Genomic DNA, 21,842 nt, shown 5'->3' with positions numbered 1-21,842 from the left:
TCTCTATTCTAAAAAGAACCTCAGTTGAGGTTCTTTTTATATTTAATCTAGAAAATCCTGCAATTCCGGTTTAACACTGTGCCAGATTGAAAATGATTCAATTGCTTGCCCGACGAGCATGCCATACCCATCGGCATACTTTACTCCGCGTGCTTTGGCTTGTTCCAGAAAGCTTGAAGCTTTGCCATAAGCCATCTCATAGGCATAGTGAAAGCTCATACTTTCAGGTAGAACCAATGCTTCACCAGTTAAACTGGCTGAAGTCGCATTAATCACTAAGTCAAAGTTTCCACTCAGTTCGTTTAATGCCATGGCCTGCAACGTGGTTTGTGGTACGGCTTGCTGCAAATCCTGAACTAGCTGTTCAGCACGACTTAAGGTACGGTTAGCTATAACAATCTTTCTGGCACCTGCCTGAGCCAGAGGATATATCACACCGCGAGTAGCGCCACCTGCCCCAATAATCAGAATTTGACTATTTTTTAATGGCCAGCCCAAAGCAGTAATGGCGGCCACTAAGCCCTGCCCATCGGTATTGTCTCCATATAGCTGGTCATTTTCCCGCCATAACGTATTGACTGCTTTGGCAATCTTGGCACGTTCAGTCAGTACATCACATAAGGCAAATGCTTCTTCCTTAAAAGGTACCGTCACATTCATGCCTCGGCCGCCTTGTGCAAAAAAAGCTTCAACCGAAGTTTTAAATGCATCAGGTGCTGCCAGTTGTTTGACATAATTTAGATGAATGCCGGTTTTCTGGGCAAAAGCCTGGTGAAGCTCAGGAGAGCGGGACTGCTCAATCGGGTTACCAATGACGGCAAACTGCTGATTCATCTCACAGTATCCATTAAATGAAATGCAGACAATATACGTCAATCAGTAATTTTTGCCCACTGAAGTTAAAAACGGTTTCAATCAAAACTGAAAGCTAAAAATAAATAAAATCTTTAATCTGACTTAAGGATCACAAATCGAGCGGATAACATCAATAAGGACTGTAACCAGACTTAAAGCCAGGGCAATACCAGCAATCACACTGACTGTTATGGATACGCCATCTGAGATCGTATTATCAGAGACAATTGTTACAGCAATGGAACATAGAAGAATAGAGAAAATACACCATGACAAAATCACAGTATGATTATTTGATTTTCTTAACATTATTTTGCTCAAGATAACCTGTTTAATAGTAGCGGTATAACTCGGCAGACCTATCATTACCTTTTCATAGGTAAGAGCGACAACCGGGCCTAAAGAAATAGGCTAATGTATTCTCTTCATGAACATGCAAATATGCACCAAGAGAACTGATCTATAATCAGGATCAATAGCCTGACCAAGTACATAAAGTGTACCTGATATTTTTTAATTTATAAGTATTAAAATGCTAATGAATGAAACACTATGTGAAGCTGTTTAACAAAGTGCAAAGATGTAATTTAAAATTGCATAAAAAAGCTGCTTTAAATAAAGCAGCTCCCATACTTTAAATGCTGAATATTATTGCAGTTCATTCAGCCAGTCATGAGGTTTTAAATAATAATCAGTCAGGCGTTTTTCTGGCGAATCCTGTTCCCATTCAGGGCGATATGACCAAGCGGCCAGATTTGGCAAACTGACCAGAATGGATTCAATTCGTCCGCCAGTTTGCAGGCCAAACAGGGTGCCACGGTCATAGACCAGATTATATTCAACATAGCGGCCACGACGGTACAGCTGGAATTCACGCTGTGCTTCAGTATAAGGTTTTTCTTGGTTCTTTTGGAAAATTGGTAAAATCGCCTCAAGGTAGCCGTTACCTACAGCTTGTATATATTTAAAGCAGGTTTCAAAATCCCACTGGTTTAAGTCATCAAAAAACAGGCCTCCTACTCCGCGTTGTTCATCACGGTGCTTCAGGTAAAAGTAGTCATCGCACCATTGTTTATGTTCGGTGTATACCTCTTCACCAAAAGGCTGGCAGAGATCATGGGCTTTCTGGTGCCAAGCCCGTACATCTTCATCATCTGGATAAAAAGGAGTAAGGTCAAATCCCCCACCAAACCACCAAACCGGATCTTGGCCTTCTGGTTCAGCAATAAACAGACGGACATTTGCATGTGAGGTTGGGACATTCGGATTTTTAGGATGAATGACCAGTGATACGCCTAGAGCCTGTGCTTTGGCACCTGCAATTTGAGGATGACGTTCGGTAGCTGATGCTGGAAGTCTGGAGATATTGATGTGAGAGAACATCACTCCACCTTTTTCAATCACTTCGCCATTTTGCAATACGCGTGAGCGCCCACCACCACCTTCAGGGCGCTCCCAGTCATCAATTAAAAATTGCGCCGTTCCGCCGCCGGCCTGTTCCCGCTGCTCTAACCCGGCACAGATACGTGCCTGCAGATCAAGAAGAAATTCACGAACACGTTGAATATCAGCTGAAGTTGGATTCTGCATGATGACCCTCGAGGGAGAAATAAAAAAGGTTAATCACATCAAAGCATAAAGACATAGAAAAAGTAAGGGATTTTTTCTAATAATATTGAAAGAACCCCTTAAGTTTTTATTTTATCTGGTTTAAAGAAAGTGAATCAGAAGTCATCTTTTTTATAAAGATGTGACATGCGCTTATGTTTAGTTTTTAAATATTCTTCATTAAATGGATTTAAGCCCACAGTTAATGGAATACGGTCTACCACGTTTATACCCTGATCCTGCAGCGCTTTAATCTTTAATGGATTATTGGTGATCAGACGTACCTGTTTAACTCCAAGATGATTAAGCATAATTGGACACATATCATAATGACGCGCATCTGCAGGCAGATTTAGCATTAAATTGGCATCGACAGTATCATGACCCTGATCCTGCAGGGCATAGGCACGGATCTTGTTAGTCAGGCCAATCCCGCGTCCTTCCTGACGCAAATACAGGATCACACCTTGACCTGCTTCATTGATTAACTGCTGGGTCGCCTGTAATTGTGGACCGCAATCACATTTAAGTGATGCAAAGGCATCTCCAGTAAGACATTCAGAGTGAATACGGACCAGCACCGGGCCATTTGGCGGAGTTTCCAGCCCTTTGGAAAGTGCCACATGTTCCTCACCGGTCTCCGGATCTTGAAATACACTGATCTTGAACTCACCAAACTTGGTGGGTAATTTGGATGTGGCAACAAATTCAATCGGCACAGCTCAGCTCGTCTTTGTCATAGAAAATCGCTAAAGTATAGCCTAATGCTCGGCTATTGGTAGAATTGCAATACTGAAATTATTGATAAGATTTTCTTTTTTGTAGAAAGCACACAATAATAGTTGATAAATAGTAAGATTATTCAGGATAATCCTGTGCACTAAACAACGCCCTATGAGATAATGCTCGAAATTACGTCGCTAGAAATGTGGCTGATGGAAGGTGATTTCTTTCGATAATTTATCGATTTAACCCGTTTACCTAGCTTAGATTTGCCCGGCTTTAGAAGGCTTTGCCACATATGCTGTATACCGAAATTCCCACTCAACGCCCCGTAATCTCCTTGTTAGAGGGTATTGATCATCCACAACAATTACGTGAGCTTCGCCAAGAACAACTGGCTCAGGTTGTAGATGAATTGCGTCAATATATTTTATATGCGGCCGGACAAAGTGGCGGGCACTTTGGTGCAAACCTGGGTGTAATTGAACTGACCGTCGCCCTGCATTACTGCTTTAATACACCAGATGACCGCTTGATCTGGGATGTAGGTCATCAGGCCTATCCGCATAAAGTACTGACTGGCCGGCGCGAACAAATTACTACAATTCGTGCCAAAGATGGTCTGGCAGCCTTTCCTGCACGAGATGAATCTGAATTCGATACTTTTGGTGTGGGACATTCATCCACAGCAATTTCTGCCGGCCTGGGTATGGCACTTGCACGTCGTTATCAAAACAATCCGTGTGAAGTGGTATGTGTGGTGGGCGACGGTGCCATGACTGCGGGCATGGCTTTTGAAGCCATGAATGACGCAGTGGCTCATGATGCTGATCTGATCGTAGTGCTCAATGACAATGACATGTCAATCTCGCAAAGTACCGGCGGTTTTGCCAAACATCTGGCTGCAATCTGGGAAAAAGGACAATTTGTCAATGTTGATGAAAATGGCGAGGCTTATGTACAGCCGCATCCACAGTGGATTTATAATTCACGTTTGCATCAATCAGCGACCAGTGCAGCTGATAACCTGTTCAAAGCTATCGGATTCGACTATTTTGGTCCTTTTGATGGTCATAATATCGACCAGCTGGTTCAGGTGTTCAATGCCCTGAAAAAACGCAAAGGTCCACGTCTGGTTCACATATATACCAAGAAAGGAAAAGGGTTTACACCTGCCGAAGCTGATCCGATTACTTATCATGCTATTAGCAAGTTGCCTGCCCAACCAACCTTGGCGACTAAAAAGGCTCCACCTAAATATTCGGAGATTTTTGGGCAGTGGTTATACGATCAGGCAGCGCAGGATAAGCGTCTCATGGCAATCACGCCTGCCATGTGTGAAGGTTCGGGTATGGTTGATTTTGCTCGGGACTATCCGGAACGCTTCTTTGATGTGGCAATTGCAGAGCAGCATGCCGTCACGCTGGCTGCCGGTATGGCTTGTGAAGGCCTCAAGCCTGTCGTGGCCATTTATTCTACTTTTCTGCAACGCGGTTATGATCAGCTGATTCACGATGTCGCATTACAGAATCTGGATGTTACTTTTGGAATTGACCGGGCCGGTCTGGTAGGTGAAGATGGTCCAACCCATGCAGGGGCTTATGACTATGCTTATATGCGGACTATTCCAAACATGATCATTATGGCACCTAAAGACGAGAATGAATGCCGTCAGATGCTACATACAGCCTATGTCTATCCAGGACCTGCTGCGGTACGTTATCCACGGGGTTCAGGCTTAGGTGTAAATGTTCAGCAGGAAATGAGTTTGCTGGAGCTTGGCCGTGCTGAATTACTGGCTGAGTTTAATCCGCATCATGAGCAGCAGATCAGTATTCTGGCGTTTGGAAGCCGGGTACAGGCTGCACTCGAAGCAGGACAGGAACTGGCCGCTGCGCACAAACTTGGTGTTCGTGTAGTCAATATGCGTTTCGTGAAACCGCTAGATGAAGAAATTATTCAACAGCTGGCCGGACAGACCACATTATTTGTAACTGTAGAAGAACATGCAGTGATGGGCGGCGCAGGTAGTGCTGTTAATGAGTTCTTGGCCGAGGCTCTTCTTGTGAAGCCAGTGTTAAATCTGGGGCTGGCAGACAGCTTTATGCCACAGGCTTCTCATGCGCAAATGTTAGAGGAAAGCGGCCTCGATGCACTCGGTATTCAGCGCTCGATTGCACAGTGCTGGGCCAAGCTGACTTTACATCCGTAAAACAGGCTCTAAAATTTAACAACATTTTCTCCCTAAAAGCGCATTCATTTGATAAAATGAATGCGCTTTTATGCACTATTCTTTGTCAAAATTTTTCTATTCTGTAGTGGGTGTTCAATGGAACCTATGGTGGTGATGGCTGCGCGTGCGGCTCAAACAGTTGGTCAAGAGCTTTTAAAAGCGCATCAAAATCGTCATAAGCTCGATCTACAAGTGGAAGAAAAAGGAATTGATGGTCCAGTAACGCGTGTAGACCGTTATCTGGAACAGTTAACTATCGATACACTTCGTAAAAGTTACAAAAATCATAGTTTCTTGGGTGAAGAGTTCGGTCTTCAGGAAGGAAAAGGTCACGATGCCGACTGGTGCTGGGTGATTGATCCGCTGGATGGAACTTTAAACTTTATTCATGGTTTTCCACATTTCTGTATTTCTCTTGCGGTTCAGCATAAAGGGATTACCCAGCATGGCGTAATCTACGATCCGGTAAAAGATGAGTTATTCTCTGCCAGCCGTGGCCGCGGAGCAATGATGAACCAGCGCCGCATTCGTGTAAATGTTAAGGACAGCCTGGACAATACCTTCCTGGCAGTAGGTCATCCTTACCGTACTCAGCGTGCTGGTGAAGTAGTATCTTATGCCGAGCAGCATTTTGCTTCTTTGCTGGCTGTGACTAAAGCTGGTGCACAAATTCGCCGTGGCGGTTCTGCTGCGCTGGACTTGGCTTATGTGGCTGCTGGCCGCTTTGATGGCTTTTTTGAAGTTGGCCTGAAGCCTTGGGATATTGCAGCAGGTGAGCTCTTGGTTAAAGAGGCGGGTGGTACTGTAGTGGATGCGCGTGGTGGTTCTGAATCCATGTCAAATGGACAGGTCTTGGCATCTTCAATGAAAATGTTAAAACCGTTGATGCAAACTGTAGTTCCTGCTTGGGGCGATGCAGCTAAATAAACTCTGCAATAACGTTTAAAAAGCCCTCAATTGAGGGCTTTTTACTTACTGGTACGATGTATATATTAAGGTTTATTTTTCTATACAAGTTTCTACAAATACTGAATTAAGATTTTTTAAAAATTGAGTGTATAAAAAATAATCTAAATTAACTTAAAAATGAGCCAATTACTGCTAAAACCGCTCTTTGTTTTAGATTTAATCGAAAAAAATGATTACTTTTTAAAATGTTTCTGGTATCATGCTGTCACGCACTTAAATTTCCGTTCATTACCTGAACATTCTCTTCTAATCATTGTGTATGCGCGTACTGTCCATAGAGAGGACTATTCCTCGCGCCCCAATCGCTTAAGCGATTCTTTCAGGTTGCGGCCGTAATCATGCGTGCGTTTAATCCACATCGTCGTTATTCGGATCGCTGCTGAATTCTATATTTTTTCAGCTTCTAGTCGCTGTGCCGCTTTGTGCCGATGTCCATATTTGTATTTATTAAATGGAGCACCCAAAACAGGGTGAACACTCTCTATGAGCAAAACTTTTGCTGAATTTTCTTTACATGAATCTCTTACCCAAGCACTGACAGACTTGGGCTTTACAGCGCCAACTGCTGTACAAGAACAGGCGATTCCTGCTGCCTTAGAAGGTAAAGACCTTCTTGTTTCAAGCCAAACTGGCTCTGGTAAAACTGCGGCATTCTTACTGCCAACATTAAATGCTCTTGCTGATCAAGATACTTTCCTGCCATTTAAAGAACGTATGCGTGCAGTGACTCAACCGAATATTCTGGTGATTTCGCCTACTCGTGAATTAGCCCAGCAGGTTTGTCAAGATGCAATCGCGCTGGTACGTCACATGAAAGGTGTACGTATTGCTGCGATCATGGGCGGTATGCCTTTTGGTAAACAAATCCAGCAGTTAAAAGGTGCGCAGGTTGTAGTGGCCACTCCAGGCCGTCTGCTTGACTTGGTAAACCGTCGCCAGATTAAACTGGATAAAGTTGATGCGTTAATTGTAGATGAAGCTGACCGTATGCTTGACTTGGGCTTCTCTGAAGACCTGGAAGCGATCAGCGAACTTGCTCTAAACCGCAAGCAGACTTTAATGTTCTCTGCAACTTTTGCTGATCGTATTATTCGTCTTGCTGAATGCATGATGAAAGATCCAATGCGTATTGCTATTGAAACAGGTCATTCAACCAATACTGACATCACCCAGACATTACACTGGACTGATGGTTTTGAGCACAAGAAAAAACTGCTGACTCACTGGTTAGAAGACGAAACTCTGGATCAGGCTGTTGTGTTTGCAAGCACTCAAGAAGATACCGACATGCTGGCTGAAGAACTGGCTGAAGCGGGTCACTCTGTTGTTGCATTACATGGTGCGATGCCACAAACCGTACGTAACCGTCGTCTGCGCAGTATTCGTGAAGGCCGAGCTAAAATTCTAGTGGCAACTGATGTAGCTGCGCGTGGTCTGGATGTACCAACCATTTCGCACGTAATCAATTTCGGTTTACCGATGAAGCATGAAGATTATGTACACCGTATTGGTCGTACTGGTCGTGCTGGCCGTACCGGTAAAGCCATTACACTGGCAACTTACCGTGAACGTGGCAAGATCCGTGCTTTGGAAGATTACCTGGAAACTCGTCTGAATGTTTCAGAAATTGAAGGCCTAGAGCCATCCCCACCACCGGCTCGTCCGCGTCGTGAAGGTGGTGGCGGTAAACGCCCGGGCGGCCGTGATGGTGGTCGTGGCGGTTTTGGTGGTGGTCGCCGCTTTGAAGGTGAATCAAACTTCAAACGTCGTGAAGGCGGTCGTGACGATCGTCCTCGTCGCAGTTTTGATGATAAACCGCGTGGCGAACGTCCATTTGGTGATGATCGTCCTAAGCGTGATTTTGGTGACCGTCCAGCCCGCCGTGATTTTGGCGACCGTCCACAGCGCAGCTTTGATGACAAGCCACGTGGTGAGCGTAGCTTTGGTGGTGCTGAACGCCCACGTCGTGAATTTAATTCAGACCGTCCACAACGTAGCTTTGGTGATCGTCCGCAATCACGCAGTTTTGGTGGTGAAGACCGTCCACGTCGCAGCTTTGATGACAAGCCACGTGGCGAGCGTAATTTTGGTGGCGATCGTCCACGTCGTGAAGGCGGTTTTAATGACAAACCACGTTTTGACTCAAATGATGACAACCGTGGAAACCGCGTAGATTATAAACCACGCACTGGTGGATTCCGTGCTGCGGGCGACCGTAGTGAGCGTCCAGCCGGTGGAGACCGTCCACGCCGCAGTTTTGATGACAAACCGCGTGGCGAGCGTAGCTTTGGTGGTGAAGACCGTCCACGTCGCGACTTTGGCAGTGAACGTCGCCGTAAATTTCAAGACTAAGCTGTAATAAAATAAAAAAGTCAGTTCCTGAACTGGCTTTTTTATACTTTTAATTTAATTAAGTTTAATGGGACAACATCTTATTTTTATAAAAATAATGAACCAATAAAAAAGAAGCAGTATCAAACGATTTATTTTGTATATGTCACTTTAAACTTCTTGAATATCAAGTTATAGCTTTCAAGTTTAAGTCTTTTCAAATCTCATTATTTGAATCAAATAGAATGATCTTAGCATTTTTTCTTAATCCTTTGGCACTCTCATAGGACAAATTGTTAAAATACAACCAAGTTTTAATGGTTCGATGCTATAGTAGGCGAGCTGAAAAAGGCAGGAAATTCTCAGTTATGAATTACCCAAGTTCTCTTGATACTCGGCCCCTGATTGAAATCAGGAACCTGAGTTTTAAACGTGGGGAACGTATCATTTATGACAATGTTAGTTTAAGCATCCGTCGTGGTCAGATTACTGCAATCATGGGCCCTTCCGGTACGGGTAAAACTACCTTACTACGCCTGATTGGTGGTCAACTTACACCTGATCAGGGCGAGATATTGCTTGATGGCCATAACATTGCCAAAATGTCGCGTTCAGAGCTGTTTAAAGCGCGTGCTCGTATGGGGATGCTGTTTCAAAGCGGTGCATTGTTTACAGATATGACTGTATATGAAAATGTCGCATTTCCATTGCGTGCTCACACGCAGTTGCCCGAGCACCTGATTACTGAACTTGTTGCACTTAAACTCGAGTCAGTCGGTTTGCGTGGTGCCGAACAAATGATGCCTTCCGAACTCTCAGGTGGCATGAACCGTCGTGTTGCACTGGCGCGTGCGATTGCTCTTGATCCTGAACTGATTATGTATGATGAGCCCTTTGCAGGACAGGACCCGATTGTCATGGGGGTACTTACCCGCCTGATCCGTTCTTTACGTGAAGCACTAGATCTGACGACAATTGTGGTTTCACATGACGTTGCTGAGACTCTTTCAATTGCTGATTATATCTATGTAATTGCAGAGGGCAAGATTCAGGGTGAGGGTACACCTGAACAGTTACAGGCTGATGCTTCACCCTTTGTTCGCCAGTTTTTAACTGGTGCTGTGGAGGGGCCTGTGGATTACCAATTTAGCAATCAGGCTTATCTGAAAAATGAGGTTGGTTCATGAATGCCATTGCCTGGTTAGGCCGACTTGTTATTGAACGGGTGCGTGGTATTGGTGTAGCAACCTTGATGTTGCTGCAGATTATATTTTCATTGCCGACCTGGCTTGGGGTAAAACTATTTATTTACCAGATGTACCGGGTTGGGGTGATGTCGCTATTGATTATTACGGTCTCTGGACTCTTTATTGGATTGGTATTAGGGCTGCAGGGCTATTCAATTCTGGTGAATGTGGGTAGTGAAGCCATGCTGGGTACCATGGTTGCCTTAACCTTACTGCGCGAACTGGCTCCAGTGGTCGCGGCACTACTATTCGCTGGCCGGGCTGGTTCTGCACTGACAGCAGAAATTGGTCTCATGAAAGCCACTGAACAGCTTTCCAGTATGGAAATGATTGGGGTAGACCCGCTTAAACGGATCGTTTCGCCACGTTTATGGGCAGGTATAGTAAGTCTTCCCATGCTTACCGTAATTTTTGGTGCAATAGGCATACTGGGCGGCAAACTGGTCGGCGTAGATTTTCTGGGTGTAGATGAAGGCTCTTTCTGGAGTGGAATGCAAAGCAGTGTACAGTTCGGGCATGATGTAGTGAATGGCATCATCAAAAGTATTGTATTTGCATTAATCTGTACCTGGATTGCAGTTTATCAGGGCTATGCCTGTGAACCGACTTCAGAAGGCATCGCTACTTCAACCACCCGCACAGTAGTTTTTTCTTCATTATGTGTTTTAGGTTTTGATTTTGTGTTGACTGCGGTCATGTTCGGAGGGGTTTGATGAGATCACGTATTAGTGAGCTGGCCGTAGGTATTTTCGTTATTCTTTTCGGCATCGCTCTATTTTTTCTTGCCATGAAAGTCAGTGGTCTGGCGGGTACCAGCTTACGTGACAGCTATGAAATGAGTGCTCAGTTCGACAACGTAAACGGACTGAAACCCAGAGCTAAGGTTACCATGAGTGGCGTCACAATTGGACGTGTAACCGATATTACCCTAGATCCAGTGTCGCGTCTGGCCAAGGTGGATTTTGAGCTTGATGGTAAACTTACAGGTTTTAATCCTGAGCAGTTAAAAACTGTACAGCAAAATGCCATAGAGGAATTACGCTACAGTAGTGAATATGCTGCTGCGGCACCGGCACAACAAAAAGCTATGGAACAGCAACTGATCAGTAACATGAAATCCATCACCAGTATTGATGAAGATGCTTATATTATGGTGGCTACCAATGGATTGTTAGGCGAGAAATATCTGAAAATTGTTCCAGGCGGTGGACTGAACTATGTCAAACGTGGTGAAACAATTGCCAATACGCAGGGCACTATGGATCTGGAAGATTTAATCAGTAAATTTATTACAGGTGGTGCGGGTAAATCATCAGAAAGTTCGGCAACTGAAACGGCTGAAGCAAATAATGCTCAGACTTCATTTGTCGAGTAATGTAGAGGAGTGATTGAGTGAAAACTTTATTTAAACAAACCCTGACAGTAAGTATATTAACCAGCTTATTGGCAGGTACAGCATTTGCTGCACCTTCTGAAGCTCCTCCGGCTTTCATTAAACGTGTAGCAGATGGGTTGATTGGCCGTTTAAAAGCTGATCATAACAAGCTGCAAACTAATCCGGCTGCAGTCAAAACCATTGTACGTGAAAATCTGGACCCTTACATTGATTCCCAAGCATTTACACGTATTGTGATGGGTACTTACGCAACCAATCAATACAGTTCAGCTGCCCAGCGTGCTCAATTTGAGAAAAATTTCCGTGAAACTCTGATTGAAAATTATGGCAGTGCTTTTGCAAAATATAGTAACCAGTCTTACAGCATTCGTCCTTATAAAGCCACTAACAGCAAAAATCCTGTAGTTACTGTCGACTTTAACAATAAGGGCGAGAAAATTCCGGTTTCTTTCCAGTTGGTAGATAAAGGTACGCAATGGAAAATCCGTAATATTAACGTCTCTGGTATCGACTTGGGCTTGCAGTTCCGTAATCAGTTTGCAGCTACGGTAAAACGTAATGGTGGTAATCTGGATAAAGCGATTGCAAACTTCCAGCCGGATGCAGATGCTGCAGTCAGTCAGGCAAAAAAATAAGGTTTAGTTAGGGCAGGTGCAGAGTGGTTGAATTAATTGGGCAGGAGCTTAAGGTTACTGGGAAAATTGATTACGCTAATGCGGAACAATATTATCAGCAGGGCCTCAAGCTTATTCAGTCTCAGCAGCATTACCCACTTATAGTTAACTTGGCTGGACTAGAGCATAGGAGTACGCTGGCCTTAGCGGTGCTGATCCGCTGGTTAAGGCAAACTCCACAGGCTCAGGGTTTGCAATTTAAGGGTGTGCCAGACAAGATGATGAAAATCATTCAGGCTTGCCATCTGGAAAATGACTTGCAACTGCTCAGCTAAACTGAAATTAGAAAAGCACCATAAGGTGCTTTTTTTATATCCATTTTTTCCAACGGAAGTAAATTAAGGGGCCTACAAAAAAGGCAATCAATATACTGATGACTACCATGAAACTGGTGGTACCTTTAGCAAATGGAAGCACATCAGTATTCATACCATAAACACTGGCAATCAGCATCGGTGGCGCCAGCATACTAGGCAAAATCGAGAAGCGACGGATCGTATCGCTCTGTTCAGTATTAATAAATCCTGAAGTTGTATCCAGCAGGAAGCGAACCTTTTGAAAGAGGAAAGCATCATGTTCAACCAAAGAACGTACATCTTCACTTAATTCACGAATATCTGCATCATAAATATGACTGCTTAGAGCACGCGGACGCGATAAAAAAGTTAGTACTCGACGCAGGTCAATCAGGCAGAGCTGGGCTTTACCCAGGGTATCTTCTTGCTGGGCTAGCCGCGTAATCATGTCGTCCAGATCCAGAATCTGTTCGCGATGATGATTATTTAAGACCTCAGTAGAGTATTTTTCCAGATCCCTATGGATATCTTCTAATATATCCGCAAGTTCATCCAGTTTGGCTTCTAATAACCCTAATAAAATCCAGGTCGGATCTTTATAATCCATTTCATAATCATTACGGCGCGCACGTGCCCGGAATGCCCGAAATGCCACCAGTTTTTCGCCACGTAATGTGAATAGATGATTTTTATGTAAAATAAAAGCCACAGTCTGTACGGTAGCCAGTCGGCTCATTCCATCTTCAGTCTCATTATCGACTTGATAATTTTTATTTTTCGTTAAAAAGTAGGTACTGATATGCAAAATTCCATCGTCATCGCGGTAGAATCGTGCTGATGAAGAAATGTCTTCTAGAGACTTTAAAGTCGGTAAATTTTGGTTATAGGCATCTATGACCCATTGCTGTTCCTCCTGTGAGGGCGCAATCAGGTCAATCCATACAAGTTCTGGATGTAAATCAAAGCCACCATTAATAGTGGCATCTTCCAAACTACCGCGCTCTGTGGCGTAAAAGGCTTCAAGCATATCTTTGGCTCCCTTGCGCAGTATTGGCGTTCAAGATGGGTGAGTATTTTAGACAAGGATTGCCGGAAAAACACACCCCAACAGAGATTTTTTTAGTCTCCTTTGCAATTCTGCTTTAAGCTTACTTGAAAAGTATGAAAAATTTACAACATGGTCAACATATTATGAAAGCTATTGGTGTTTTTTGTGGTTCTGCCATTGGAACTGAGCCTGTTTTTTTAGAAACGGCCCAAGCAGTCGGACAGGCAATCGCCCAGCGTGGGCAGACTTTGGTTTATGGTGGGGGACGTTCCGGCTTAATGGGTGTTATTGCAGATAGCGCCCTACAGGCAGGGGGAGCAGTGATTGGCGTGATTCCCCATGCTTTAGTTGACCGTGAATTGGCACATCCAGACCTGACTGAATTGCATGTCGTTCAGAACATGCATGAGCGAAAAACTAAAATGTCAGAACTTTCAGACGGTTTTATTGCACTGCCGGGTGGCGCTGGAACCTTGGAAGAAATATTTGAACAATGGACATGGGCTCAGTTAGGGATTCACCAGAAGCCTTGTGCTTTTTTAAACCTGGATGGCTTTTATAATGATCTGCTTAAAATGATTCAGTTTACAGTCGATAAAGGTTTTACCCATAGCCGGTTTGTTGAAAAATTAATTGCCTCGGACAATATCGAACAAATCTTGCAGCAGTTTGACCAGTATCAGCCGCCTGCACCGAAGTGGGGAACTTCTGGCGTAAATCCATAAGGCAAATTGATGAAAAAAATTACTGTGGCAGCTGCCGTAATTCTAAATAAAGAGCATGAATTACTGGTAGTACGTAAGCAAAATACTCAATATTTTATGCAAGTTGGTGGCAAGCTGGAAATAGATGAGCCACCAGAGCAGACAATTATCCGCGAGATTCAGGAAGAAATTGGTTGCGAGGCACAAGTAGAGCAGTTTATTGGCCGTTTCGAAACACAGACAGCTAATGAGCCTGACCATGAGCTGATCAGTTACCTATATGTGGTTGCTATAGCCCAGTCACCCCGGATTGCCGCAGAAATTGCTGAAATGAAGTGGGTCAGACTGGATGATCAGACCACTTTGCTTGCTCCGCTGACTCGTGAGATTGTTATACCTTGGTGCGAGCAGCAATTGCTGGAAAAAAACTAGGCTGTTTCTGCGGCTGCAATACACGCAGCAAAAATATGCTGGCAGCCCAGCTGGGTCAGGGCTTGAGCCAAGGCCGAAAGTGAGCTGCCTGTAGTCACTACATCGTCTAGCATTAATACCCGGCGGTAACGCCGGCGTTCGGTGAGGATCGGCTGAAATTGCATTTCAATCTGGTTCAGACGTTCGAGTCGCGATAAGCCTTTTTGCGAATGCTGAGCCAGCCGAATTACAGGTTGCCAGACCGGAACATTCAGCTCACGGGCTAGAATTTTTGCAATGACCAGTGACTGATTATAGCCGCGTTCAATTAAACGTTCGGTTGATATGGGCATAGGCACAATGGCCTGAACTTTAGGTAACCTGAGGGTTAGTATCGATGCAGTCAGTAGCTGCTGATAGTTTAACTGCTGCTCATATTTAAACTGCTGGATGATGCGATCTATTGGATACTGATAGCCACAGGCAACATGAATGTTTAATTCTTGTCGTTCTACAGTCTGCCGATACCAAGGCAGCTGTTCCCAGCAATCATGACAAACTCCATGCTGCATTTGTAAACTGCTGCTACAAAGCGGGCAGGGTAGCAGCCGTGAGATAGGTCTGAGTAAAGAGGATGGGTTAAACATAGGCATAACGTGGTGCCTCAGGTAACCAGCGCTTAAGTAAAGCTTCTGCATTTACAGGATAATCCTTGAGGACTTGTTCGGCTACATAGTGTGCCTCAGTCAACAAATGATCGTCCCGCTCCAGTTTAGCCACGCGAAAGCCCATATCGCCCGTCTGCTTGGTTCCAAGTAGTTCCCCCGGACCCCGCAGTTCTAGATCTTTTTCGGCAATCACAAAGCCATCATTACTTTCCCTTAAAATAGAAAGCCGCTCCTGTCCATTTTGTGAAAGAGGAGTTTTATAAAGTAGGGCACAAAAGCTGGCTTTTGCTCCCCGCCCAACTCGGCCTCGTAACTGATGCAGTTGTGACAGCCCAAGGCGCTCGGCATTTTCTATCACCATAATTGAGGCATTAGGTACATCGACCCCGACTTCAATTACTGTAGTCGCAATCAGAAGTTGTAGTTCATTGTTTTTAAATTTTTGCATGACTGACTGCTTTTCATCAGCTTTCATTTTGCCGTGTACCAGTCCAATATTCAGGCTAGGAAAGCGTTCCTTAATTTCTGCATAAGTCGCTTCAGCAGCCTGGGCATCCAGTGTTTCGGACTGTTCTACCAAGGTGCAGACCCAATAAGCCTGTTTGCCCTCCTGACAGTTGGTAGCAATTCGCTGCAAAACTTCTTCACGGCGGTCAAGTGGTATAGTCACAGTCTGAATCGGTGTACGTCCGGGAGGAAGCTCATCAATCACCGAAGTGTCGAGGTCACCGTAGGCACTCATGGCTAGAGTACGTGGAATTGGTGTAGCTGTCATCACCAGCTGGTGTGGAGTCATCTGTTCAGCCCCTTTGTTACGTAAAGCCAACCGCTGATCGACACCAAAGCGGTGTTGCTCATCGATAATAACTAGACCTAAACGGGCAAACTCGACATTTTCCTGAAACAGGGCATGAGTGCCTACAACCAATTGAGCTAGTCCACCCCGTATAATTGCTTCTGCCTGTGTCCGGGCTTTACCTTTTTGTTTGCCTGATAGCCAAGCCACCTGAATGCCCAGTGGTTCGAACCAGCGTTTGAAATTTAAATAATGCTGTTCAGCCAAAATTTCTGTAGGTGCCATGAGTGCGACCTGCCAGCCGGCTTCTAGGGCATGACAGGCGGCCACTGCTGCAACTAGCGTTTTACCTGCACCTACATCACCTTGGACCAGCCGTAACATGGGTTGATGCTGCTTGAGATCAATCATGATCTCTTTAGATACTCTTCTTTGAGCGCCCGTCATATTAAAAGGCAGATTAGCCAATAATTTTTTAGCCAGTATTGTGCTGGGTTCAAAAGCGGGTGCTTCAATTTCACGGATATAAGCGCGCCGAGTTAACAGGCTGATCTGATGAGCGACCAGTTCTTCAAAAATAAGTCTTTGCTGTGCGGGATGTGAACCTTGCATTAACTGTTGCATATTGGCATCAATGGGTGGCTCATGAATGTATTCAAGCGCTTCTTTTAAGGCGTAACCGTTGGTGAATTTTTCTGGTAAAAGTTCAGGAAGATTTTCGCTGTGCTGCTCGAGAGCTTGGCGTACGTATTCACGTAGCTTGGCTTGAGTTAGGCCCTCGGTAGAAGGATAAATGGCAGTTAAGCGGGTTTTAGGCAGAGCAGTTTGTGCACTGATTTGCTGAATTTCCGGATGGTAAAGTTCCAGTCCGCGTGCGCCTACTCTGACTTCACCGAATACCCGCAGCCGGTTGCCACTACGCATTTTATCAATCAGGGCCTTGTAGATATGATAAAAGCGCAATGTAACCTTACCAAAATCATCTTCGAGCAATACCGCCATAGATTTGCGTTTGCCGGGCGGAAAATCGATAGAACTTACCGTTCCTTCAAGCAAATAGCTACGGCCCACGACAAGTTGGTTCATGGGAATAATAGTGCTACGATCTTCATAATCACGCGGAAGATGAAATAGCAGATCATCAGTAGTAAAAATATTCAGTTTCTCGAGTAATGCAGCTGACGCTGTACCGACACCCTGTAATTGATGGACTGTAGCCATGTCCCCCTAACTTAGGTCATACCATGCATATTCTATTTATTGGTTATGGTAAAACATCTCAAAGACTTGCAAAACAGTTATTTGAGCAAGGCCACCAAATTACCACAATCAGCCGAAGTCCGAAATTTGATCCTTATGCCACTCATCTGATTCAGGATGTACAGCAGGCTGACTTCAGCCAGATTCCCCCTGTTGATTGGGTGTATATTTTACTAAGTCCAGACCAAAGTACAGCTGAGGCATATCAACAGACCTATGTATCTCCAATTGAATCGTTAGCAGCTGCTTTAAATGGCCATCCGGTAAAACGTATTGTAGTAGTGTCATCTACCCGGGTCTATGGTGAACAGGCAGGACAGGAAATTAATGATGAAACTACAGTTTATCCATGTGATGAACAGGGCTTTCTATTACAATTAATGGAGCTGAAATGGCAGGCAGCCTGCCCTGAACAAGTGGTAGTTGTGAGGCCGACCGGAATCTATGGTACATCGGTTGCACGAATGCAAAAGTTGGCCCAGAGCCGAAAGACTTATCCAGACCTGCATTATAGCAACCGCATTCATATTGATGACCTGGTAGGTTTTCTGGCACTTCTAATCTGTATTGAAACTCCGCAATCGAGTTATATCGTAACGGATAACCGGCCTTTGCCTTTGCCTGGTATTATTCAGTGGTTTCAGCAGCAGCTAGGATTGCCCATACTGGCCCTTGAGACGCAGCAAGCCAGTGGTAAACAGGTATATGCCAGCCGTATGCTGGACAGTGGTTTCCAGCTTAATTATCCTGACTGTTTTCAGGTCTATGCTGACCTGTTAAGTCAATCAGCTTAACCAGTTTAAAAAAAGCCGCTGTCAGCGGCTTTTTTTAAATTACTTTCTCTTGCGCATCAAGCGGCGTTTAGCTTGCTGTGCAGCCACTGCATTTAAAGCTTCTTGCAGTTCTTCATCACTAAAGTCAGTAATGTGATGCAACATTTGCAAGGTCACTTCATCCAGTACCAGTTTGGCACCTTCGGCCATATTGCTAAAACCGGCATCGAATTCAATTAGGCCATTCTCATTGGTACGGATATATTCTTGCTGGGTTAAGACTTTAATAAAGCTCTGGAACAGGGCCTTATCAAAGAATTCTGGTGAGTTAAATTCATAAAGTACAGACAGGCGCTGACCCAGCAGATGGCTTAAATCTTCAACCTGTTTTGCAGAAATGGTGCCAGAACCCCGTTGCGTAATTAGGGCCAAGGTCATGTAATAACGCTCTAGGCTCTGTTTTACTGGGGCGGCTAATACAACCAGCTGATTATGTTCTTCAGTATTTGGGGCAGAACTGAGCAGATTGCCTTCTTCATCCTGGCTCATCAGGCCACCTTGAATCAGGGCATCTGCATTTTGGCAAATCTGCTCTTTCAATTCATCAGTATTCCATTTCAGGAATAACTCGGCCTTCAGGAATGGATATAAAGTACGGATAACACTGATCAGATCGCCGCGGCTGATTTTACCATTGTGCTCAACCAGTGATGCAACCAGAGAAGGCAAAACAAACGAATGCAAAATATTATTGCGGAAATAGGTCAGTAAGACTGCCTGATTATCTTCAATTGCAATAATATCCCCCAGTACATGCTGAACCCGTTTGATCAGTTTTAGTTTCAAGCCATAGGCAATTATTTCTTTACCAGATAAAGGCGTAACCTGAGTACGTTCATCATAAGGCAGTGCAGAGGCCAGACGTCGGTAAGCATCAAGCTGTTTAATACATACTTCTTCATCAAGTGTATGTTTCGGAGTGGCCAGTAAGATGAGTGATAATAACGATACTGGATTAATTACCACCGCACGGTTGATATTTTCTAAAATAGCAACAGCCGAGCTATTAATTGCTTCTGAAACTGCTGCAGGAACCGGATCATCATTTTTCTCGATGACTATATTTTCGGCGCCGTGCTGTTTCAGCAAGTCATCTAGAAACACAGGTTCACCGAAATTTACGTGGACCTTACCAAAAATCCGTTCGATTTTACGCAGGGTCTGCAAGATTCCAAAAATAGATTCAGCTTCTTTTGGTTTGCCCTGCATTTCACCTACATACGTTGCGCCTTCCATGAGACGTTCATAGCCAATGTAGGTGGGTACAAAGGCAATAGGTTTAGCACGTCCACGTAGATGGCTATGCACAGTCATCGCCAGCATGCCGGTTTTGGGTGGCAGCAGACGGCCGGTACGTGAACGGCCACCTTCAATAAAGTACTCAAGCGGTGTATTACGTGAGAGAATGCTATATAGATATTCTTTAAATACCGAAGTATACAGTGCGTTGCCACGAAAAGAGCGACGAATAAAAAATGCGCCCCCACCACGTAACAGCTGGCCCACGAATGGCATATTCAGGTTGTCGCCTGCCGCAATATACGGAACCATCAAACCACGCTTATAAATCACATAAGAAAGCAGCAGGTAGTCGATATGACTACGGTGACATGGTGTATAGATAATTTCATAGTCTTTTGCCAGTTCACGAACAGTATTAAAGTTATGTACTTCTACACCATCATAAAGCTGCGTCCAGAGGCGGGTCAGTGCCATATCGGCAAACCGTACTGCTGAAGCTGAATAATCCGATACGATCTCATTCAAGTAACCAATTGCACGGCGTTCAGCTTCCAGCATGCTAATTTTGCCACGGATGCTTTCACGGCGAATGGCTTCTTGAACATCACGCGATTTGATCAAAGACTGCATCACATTGCGACGGTCAGATAAATCTGGTCCGAGTACGACTTCGCGCTGGCAATCCAGATAGTCATTTAAGGTACTAATAATATAAGTCGCTGCTGAGAGGTTCGGATAATTTTCTTTGGCGTATTCAACCAGTGTACGTAAAGACTGGCCTTCATGAAATTCCAGATACGTTTCACGGCCATGTAAACCAATATTAACCAGCTGTTTGACTTTACCCGGCGTCGCCCAGGTATCTGTAAATAAAAGTTTAAACCAGGAATCTTCTTTATCTGGCGAGCGGCCCCAAAGCACAGTAACTGGCACCAGTTCAATATCGTACTGTGGATACTGGTCGAGAAGCTCAATCAGACGAAGTAAACGGGGTGGAAAATTATGAGCTGGCGGATTTAAAAGATTTTTTTCATCATGATGTTGCAGAAAAAGAACCGAAGCTTTTTCTTTATGCTCGGCAATGACCAGCGGGTCCAATGCCGGAGCAAGCTGTAAACGTCGGGTTTCTGCATCTACAATTAAGGCGTTACTGCGAGAATAGTTTTGCAGGACATAACAGGTAATTTTTTTATTAACTTCAGCCAATTCCTGCTCTTCAGCCGGTGACTTGCCTGGAACTTCGCCAATAACATGGGGGGTTACGACAAGGTCAAGCAGCTTGCTTGAAAGCCGCCGATACAACTGACCAAATCCACTCTTGGACATAAAAACTCCTAGCTAGACGACTGAAACCGGTATCCGGTCATCGACTGATTTTGTATTAAATCGAACAGAAAAACGGGTCTGCCATTTTCTGCTAAAACAGAAGAGAATGGCTAGCTTTTATCGTTAAAAATCGTATTTTTAGGGATTATAACCCAAAAGTAAATATGGCAGCAGCTCTCAGGAAAGTTTAGCGTTTTACTCAGAAAATATGGCAAAATAGTTTATCTATCTTGTTTTCGTTCATCATTTCATGGGGCTGTTTCGGTCTTCCATTCATTAAAGGTATCTTATGAATACTTTAACTCAAGAACTTGTTGAGCTTTTAACCCTGGAAAAGCTAGAAGATAATATCTATAGGGGAATAAGCCGCAACCTGGTCGGTAAACGGGTGTTTGGAGGCCAAGTACTTGGACAGGCCTTACGTGCAGCATCTTATACTGCGGACCGTCCCGCACACTCCATGCATGCTTATTTCCTGTTTGGTGGCGATGTTAATGCGCCTATCATTTATGAGGTTGAACGTCTGCGTGACGGAAAAAGCTTTATCAGTCGTCAGGTGCGAGCCATTCAGCATGGACGTACCATTTTTTCTGCGATGGTGTCTTTTGCAGAACCGGAAGAAGGTTTGAACTACCAGCATCAGGAACCAAGTTATCCTGCACCTGAAACACTAAAAGCCGAGCAGGAGTTAAAAGAAGGTTTAATCAGCTTTATCCCTGAAAATGTACGTGCCAGCTTTATGCGGAATCGTCATATTGAAATCCGTCCGGTAAATATAGATAACCCGTTTCAGCCCCAACCTGAAGCGCCTTATTATGCCCACTATTTACGGACCCATGACCAGATTGCAACCGAAGTCGATGAAATTTCCCTGCATCAGGCCATTGTAGCGTTCTATTCTGATTTCACCTTGATGACCACAGCGCTACGTCCACATGGCTTAAGCTATCTTTCACCAAGTCTGCAATGTGCCAGTCTGGATCATGCAATTTATTTCCATCGCCCTTTGCGCGCGGATGAATGGATGTTATATGACATGGAGGCAACAGTCAGTGCCAGCTCACGCGGTTTAAACTTTGGCCGCATGTGGCAAAATGGCCAGCTAGTGTGCAGTACTGTACAAGAAGGCCTGATGCGTTTACGTGAAATTGAAACCCAGTAATATCTGCTAAAATGTACATTCTAAAAGCCCTCCTCAGGGAGTGGCTTTTAAATATTAATA

General features: G+C 44.5%; 20 protein-coding genes. 12 read left to right on the top strand and 8 right to left on the bottom strand.

Annotation, left to right across the window (positions count from 1 at the left end):
* Positions 1-42 precede the first annotated feature (42 nt).
* From aroE to ribA, 4 genes are all read right to left on the bottom strand, one after another.
* Entirely contained in the window at positions 43-834 is a 792-nt protein-coding gene (aroE, locus tag ACRAD_RS12730) for a shikimate dehydrogenase (protein WP_005024384.1), read from the bottom strand.
* Positions 835-957: 123 nt separating this feature from the next.
* On the bottom strand, positions 958-1,164 hold the full coding sequence (locus ACRAD_RS12725) for a hypothetical protein (RefSeq protein WP_005018267.1): 207 nt from the start codon (positions 1,162-1,164) through the stop codon (positions 958-960).
* Positions 1,165-1,503: 339 nt separating this feature from the next.
* The gene (hemF, locus tag ACRAD_RS12720) at positions 1,504-2,445 is read right to left on the bottom strand and encodes an oxygen-dependent coproporphyrinogen oxidase (RefSeq protein ID WP_005024386.1); all 942 of its coding nucleotides are present in this window, start codon (positions 2,443-2,445) and stop codon (positions 1,504-1,506) included.
* A gap of 134 nt (positions 2,446-2,579) precedes the next feature.
* A complete protein-coding gene (gene ribA, locus ACRAD_RS12715; protein ID WP_005024388.1) occupies positions 2,580-3,182 on the bottom strand; it encodes a GTP cyclohydrolase II in 603 nt (200 codons plus the stop codon).
* A gap of 302 nt (positions 3,183-3,484) precedes the next feature.
* Between ribA and dxs the strand changes: the two genes are divergently transcribed.
* The 8 genes from dxs to ACRAD_RS12675 all read left to right on the top strand — a co-directional run bounded on the left by dxs (position 3,485) and on the right by ACRAD_RS12675 (position 12,311).
* The gene (dxs, locus tag ACRAD_RS12710; protein ID WP_005024390.1) at positions 3,485-5,398 is read left to right on the top strand and encodes a 1-deoxy-D-xylulose-5-phosphate synthase; all 1,914 of its coding nucleotides are present in this window, start codon (positions 3,485-3,487) and stop codon (positions 5,396-5,398) included.
* Between the two features lie 117 nt (positions 5,399-5,515).
* Positions 5,516-6,346, top strand: a complete 831-nt coding sequence (locus ACRAD_RS12705; RefSeq protein ID WP_005024392.1) for an inositol monophosphatase family protein — start codon at positions 5,516-5,518, stop codon at positions 6,344-6,346.
* Between the two features lie 525 nt (positions 6,347-6,871).
* A complete protein-coding gene (locus ACRAD_RS12700) occupies positions 6,872-8,740 on the top strand; it encodes a DEAD/DEAH box helicase (RefSeq protein WP_005024394.1) in 1,869 nt (622 codons plus the stop codon).
* 347 nt (positions 8,741-9,087) lie between these two features.
* Positions 9,088-9,906, top strand: a complete 819-nt coding sequence (locus tag ACRAD_RS12695; RefSeq protein WP_005024396.1) for an ABC transporter ATP-binding protein — start codon at positions 9,088-9,090, stop codon at positions 9,904-9,906.
* On the top strand, positions 9,903-10,679 hold the full coding sequence (mlaE, locus tag ACRAD_RS12690; RefSeq protein ID WP_005024399.1) for a lipid asymmetry maintenance ABC transporter permease subunit MlaE: 777 nt from the start codon (positions 9,903-9,905) through the stop codon (positions 10,677-10,679). Before ACRAD_RS12695 ends, mlaE begins: the two co-directional genes overlap by 4 nt.
* On the top strand, positions 10,679-11,341 hold the full coding sequence (gene mlaD, locus ACRAD_RS12685) for an outer membrane lipid asymmetry maintenance protein MlaD (protein WP_005024401.1): 663 nt from the start codon (positions 10,679-10,681) through the stop codon (positions 11,339-11,341). The genes mlaE and mlaD overlap by 1 nt, the downstream gene beginning before the upstream one ends.
* 17 nt (positions 11,342-11,358) lie before the next feature.
* Positions 11,359-11,997, top strand: coding sequence for an MlaC/ttg2D family ABC transporter substrate-binding protein (locus tag ACRAD_RS12680; RefSeq protein WP_005024404.1), 639 nt, complete (start codon positions 11,359-11,361; stop codon positions 11,995-11,997).
* A gap of 23 nt (positions 11,998-12,020) precedes the next feature.
* A complete protein-coding gene (locus tag ACRAD_RS12675; protein WP_005024406.1) occupies positions 12,021-12,311 on the top strand; it encodes an STAS domain-containing protein in 291 nt (96 codons plus the stop codon).
* A 34-nt stretch (positions 12,312-12,345) separates the two neighbouring features.
* Here ACRAD_RS12675 and ACRAD_RS12670 read toward each other — a convergent pair whose 3' ends face one another.
* Positions 12,346-13,359: a magnesium and cobalt transport protein CorA gene (locus ACRAD_RS12670; protein ID WP_005024408.1), complete on the bottom strand. Its 1,014-nt coding sequence runs from the start codon at positions 13,357-13,359 to the stop codon at positions 12,346-12,348.
* A 164-nt stretch (positions 13,360-13,523) separates the two neighbouring features.
* Here ACRAD_RS12670 and ACRAD_RS12665 point away from each other — a divergent pair, with 164 nt between their 5' ends.
* Together ACRAD_RS12665 and ACRAD_RS12660 are read left to right on the top strand one after the other, a co-directional pair.
* Complete coding sequence (locus ACRAD_RS12665) at positions 13,524-14,105, top strand: LOG family protein (RefSeq protein ID WP_005404596.1); 582 nt, start codon at positions 13,524-13,526, stop codon at positions 14,103-14,105.
* Positions 14,106-14,114: 9 nt separating this feature from the next.
* Complete coding sequence (locus ACRAD_RS12660) at positions 14,115-14,516, top strand: NUDIX hydrolase (RefSeq protein WP_005024410.1); 402 nt, start codon at positions 14,115-14,117, stop codon at positions 14,514-14,516.
* Here the strand turns inward: ACRAD_RS12660 and ACRAD_RS12655 are convergent.
* On the bottom strand, positions 14,513-15,148 hold the full coding sequence (locus ACRAD_RS12655; protein WP_005018309.1) for a ComF family protein: 636 nt from the start codon (positions 15,146-15,148) through the stop codon (positions 14,513-14,515). The genes ACRAD_RS12660 and ACRAD_RS12655 overlap by 4 nt on opposite strands.
* On the bottom strand, positions 15,135-17,180 hold the full coding sequence (gene recG / locus ACRAD_RS12650) for an ATP-dependent DNA helicase RecG (protein WP_005024412.1): 2,046 nt from the start codon (positions 17,178-17,180) through the stop codon (positions 15,135-15,137). Before recG ends, ACRAD_RS12655 begins: the two co-directional genes overlap by 14 nt.
* Positions 17,181-17,203: 23 nt before the next feature.
* Between recG and ACRAD_RS12645 the strand changes: the two genes are divergently transcribed.
* Positions 17,204-18,013, top strand: coding sequence for an NAD-dependent epimerase/dehydratase family protein (locus tag ACRAD_RS12645; RefSeq protein ID WP_005024414.1), 810 nt, complete (start codon positions 17,204-17,206; stop codon positions 18,011-18,013).
* 39 nt (positions 18,014-18,052) lie between these two features.
* On the opposite strand, the gene plsB is transcribed toward ACRAD_RS12645, so the two are convergent.
* A complete protein-coding gene (gene plsB / locus ACRAD_RS12640) occupies positions 18,053-20,620 on the bottom strand; it encodes a glycerol-3-phosphate 1-O-acyltransferase PlsB (protein WP_005024417.1) in 2,568 nt (855 codons plus the stop codon).
* 289 nt (positions 20,621-20,909) lie between these two features.
* Here plsB and ACRAD_RS12635 point away from each other — a divergent pair, with 289 nt between their 5' ends.
* On the top strand, positions 20,910-21,782 hold the full coding sequence (locus ACRAD_RS12635; protein ID WP_005018314.1) for an acyl-CoA thioesterase: 873 nt from the start codon (positions 20,910-20,912) through the stop codon (positions 21,780-21,782).
* The last annotated feature ends 60 nt before the right edge of the window (positions 21,783-21,842 follow it).

Origin of the sequence: Acinetobacter radioresistens DSM 6976 = NBRC 102413 = CIP 103788 (assembly GCF_006757745.1) — a bacterium.
Classification (GTDB): Bacteria; Pseudomonadota; Gammaproteobacteria; order Pseudomonadales; family Moraxellaceae; genus Acinetobacter; species Acinetobacter radioresistens.
This window is presented reverse-complemented; position numbering and strand designations above follow the sequence as displayed.

What these genes read in the sequence shown, in the direction of transcription:
- aroE (WP_005024384.1), bottom strand. Translation starts at nt 834, where the DNA reads ATGAATCAGCAGTTTGCCGTCATTGGTAACCCGATTGAGCAGTCCCGC.
- ACRAD_RS12725 (WP_005018267.1), bottom strand. Translation starts at nt 1,164, where the DNA reads ATGTTAAGAAAATCAAATAATCATACTGTGATTTTGTCATGGTGTATT.
- hemF (WP_005024386.1), bottom strand. Translation starts at nt 2,445, where the DNA reads ATGCAGAATCCAACTTCAGCTGATATTCAACGTGTTCGTGAATTTCTT.
- dxs (WP_005024390.1), top strand. Translation starts at nt 3,485, where the DNA reads ATGCTGTATACCGAAATTCCCACTCAACGCCCCGTAATCTCCTTGTTA.
- ACRAD_RS12705 (WP_005024392.1), top strand. Translation starts at nt 5,516, where the DNA reads ATGGAACCTATGGTGGTGATGGCTGCGCGTGCGGCTCAAACAGTTGGT.
- ACRAD_RS12700 (WP_005024394.1), top strand. Translation starts at nt 6,872, where the DNA reads ATGAGCAAAACTTTTGCTGAATTTTCTTTACATGAATCTCTTACCCAA.
- ACRAD_RS12695 (WP_005024396.1), top strand. Translation starts at nt 9,088, where the DNA reads ATGAATTACCCAAGTTCTCTTGATACTCGGCCCCTGATTGAAATCAGG.
- mlaE (WP_005024399.1), top strand. Translation starts at nt 9,903, where the DNA reads ATGAATGCCATTGCCTGGTTAGGCCGACTTGTTATTGAACGGGTGCGT.
- mlaD (WP_005024401.1), top strand. Translation starts at nt 10,679, where the DNA reads ATGAGATCACGTATTAGTGAGCTGGCCGTAGGTATTTTCGTTATTCTT.
- ACRAD_RS12670 (WP_005024408.1), bottom strand. Translation starts at nt 13,359, where the DNA reads ATGCTTGAAGCCTTTTACGCCACAGAGCGCGGTAGTTTGGAAGATGCC.
- ACRAD_RS12665 (WP_005404596.1), top strand. Translation starts at nt 13,524, where the DNA reads ATGAAAGCTATTGGTGTTTTTTGTGGTTCTGCCATTGGAACTGAGCCT.
- ACRAD_RS12660 (WP_005024410.1), top strand. Translation starts at nt 14,115, where the DNA reads ATGAAAAAAATTACTGTGGCAGCTGCCGTAATTCTAAATAAAGAGCAT.
- ACRAD_RS12655 (WP_005018309.1), bottom strand. Translation starts at nt 15,148, where the DNA reads ATGCCTATGTTTAACCCATCCTCTTTACTCAGACCTATCTCACGGCTG.
- recG (WP_005024412.1), bottom strand. Translation starts at nt 17,180, where the DNA reads ATGGCTACAGTCCATCAATTACAGGGTGTCGGTACAGCGTCAGCTGCA.
- ACRAD_RS12645 (WP_005024414.1), top strand. Translation starts at nt 17,204, where the DNA reads ATGCATATTCTATTTATTGGTTATGGTAAAACATCTCAAAGACTTGCA.
- plsB (WP_005024417.1), bottom strand. Translation starts at nt 20,620, where the DNA reads ATGTCCAAGAGTGGATTTGGTCAGTTGTATCGGCGGCTTTCAAGCAAG.
- ACRAD_RS12635 (WP_005018314.1), top strand. Translation starts at nt 20,910, where the DNA reads ATGAATACTTTAACTCAAGAACTTGTTGAGCTTTTAACCCTGGAAAAG.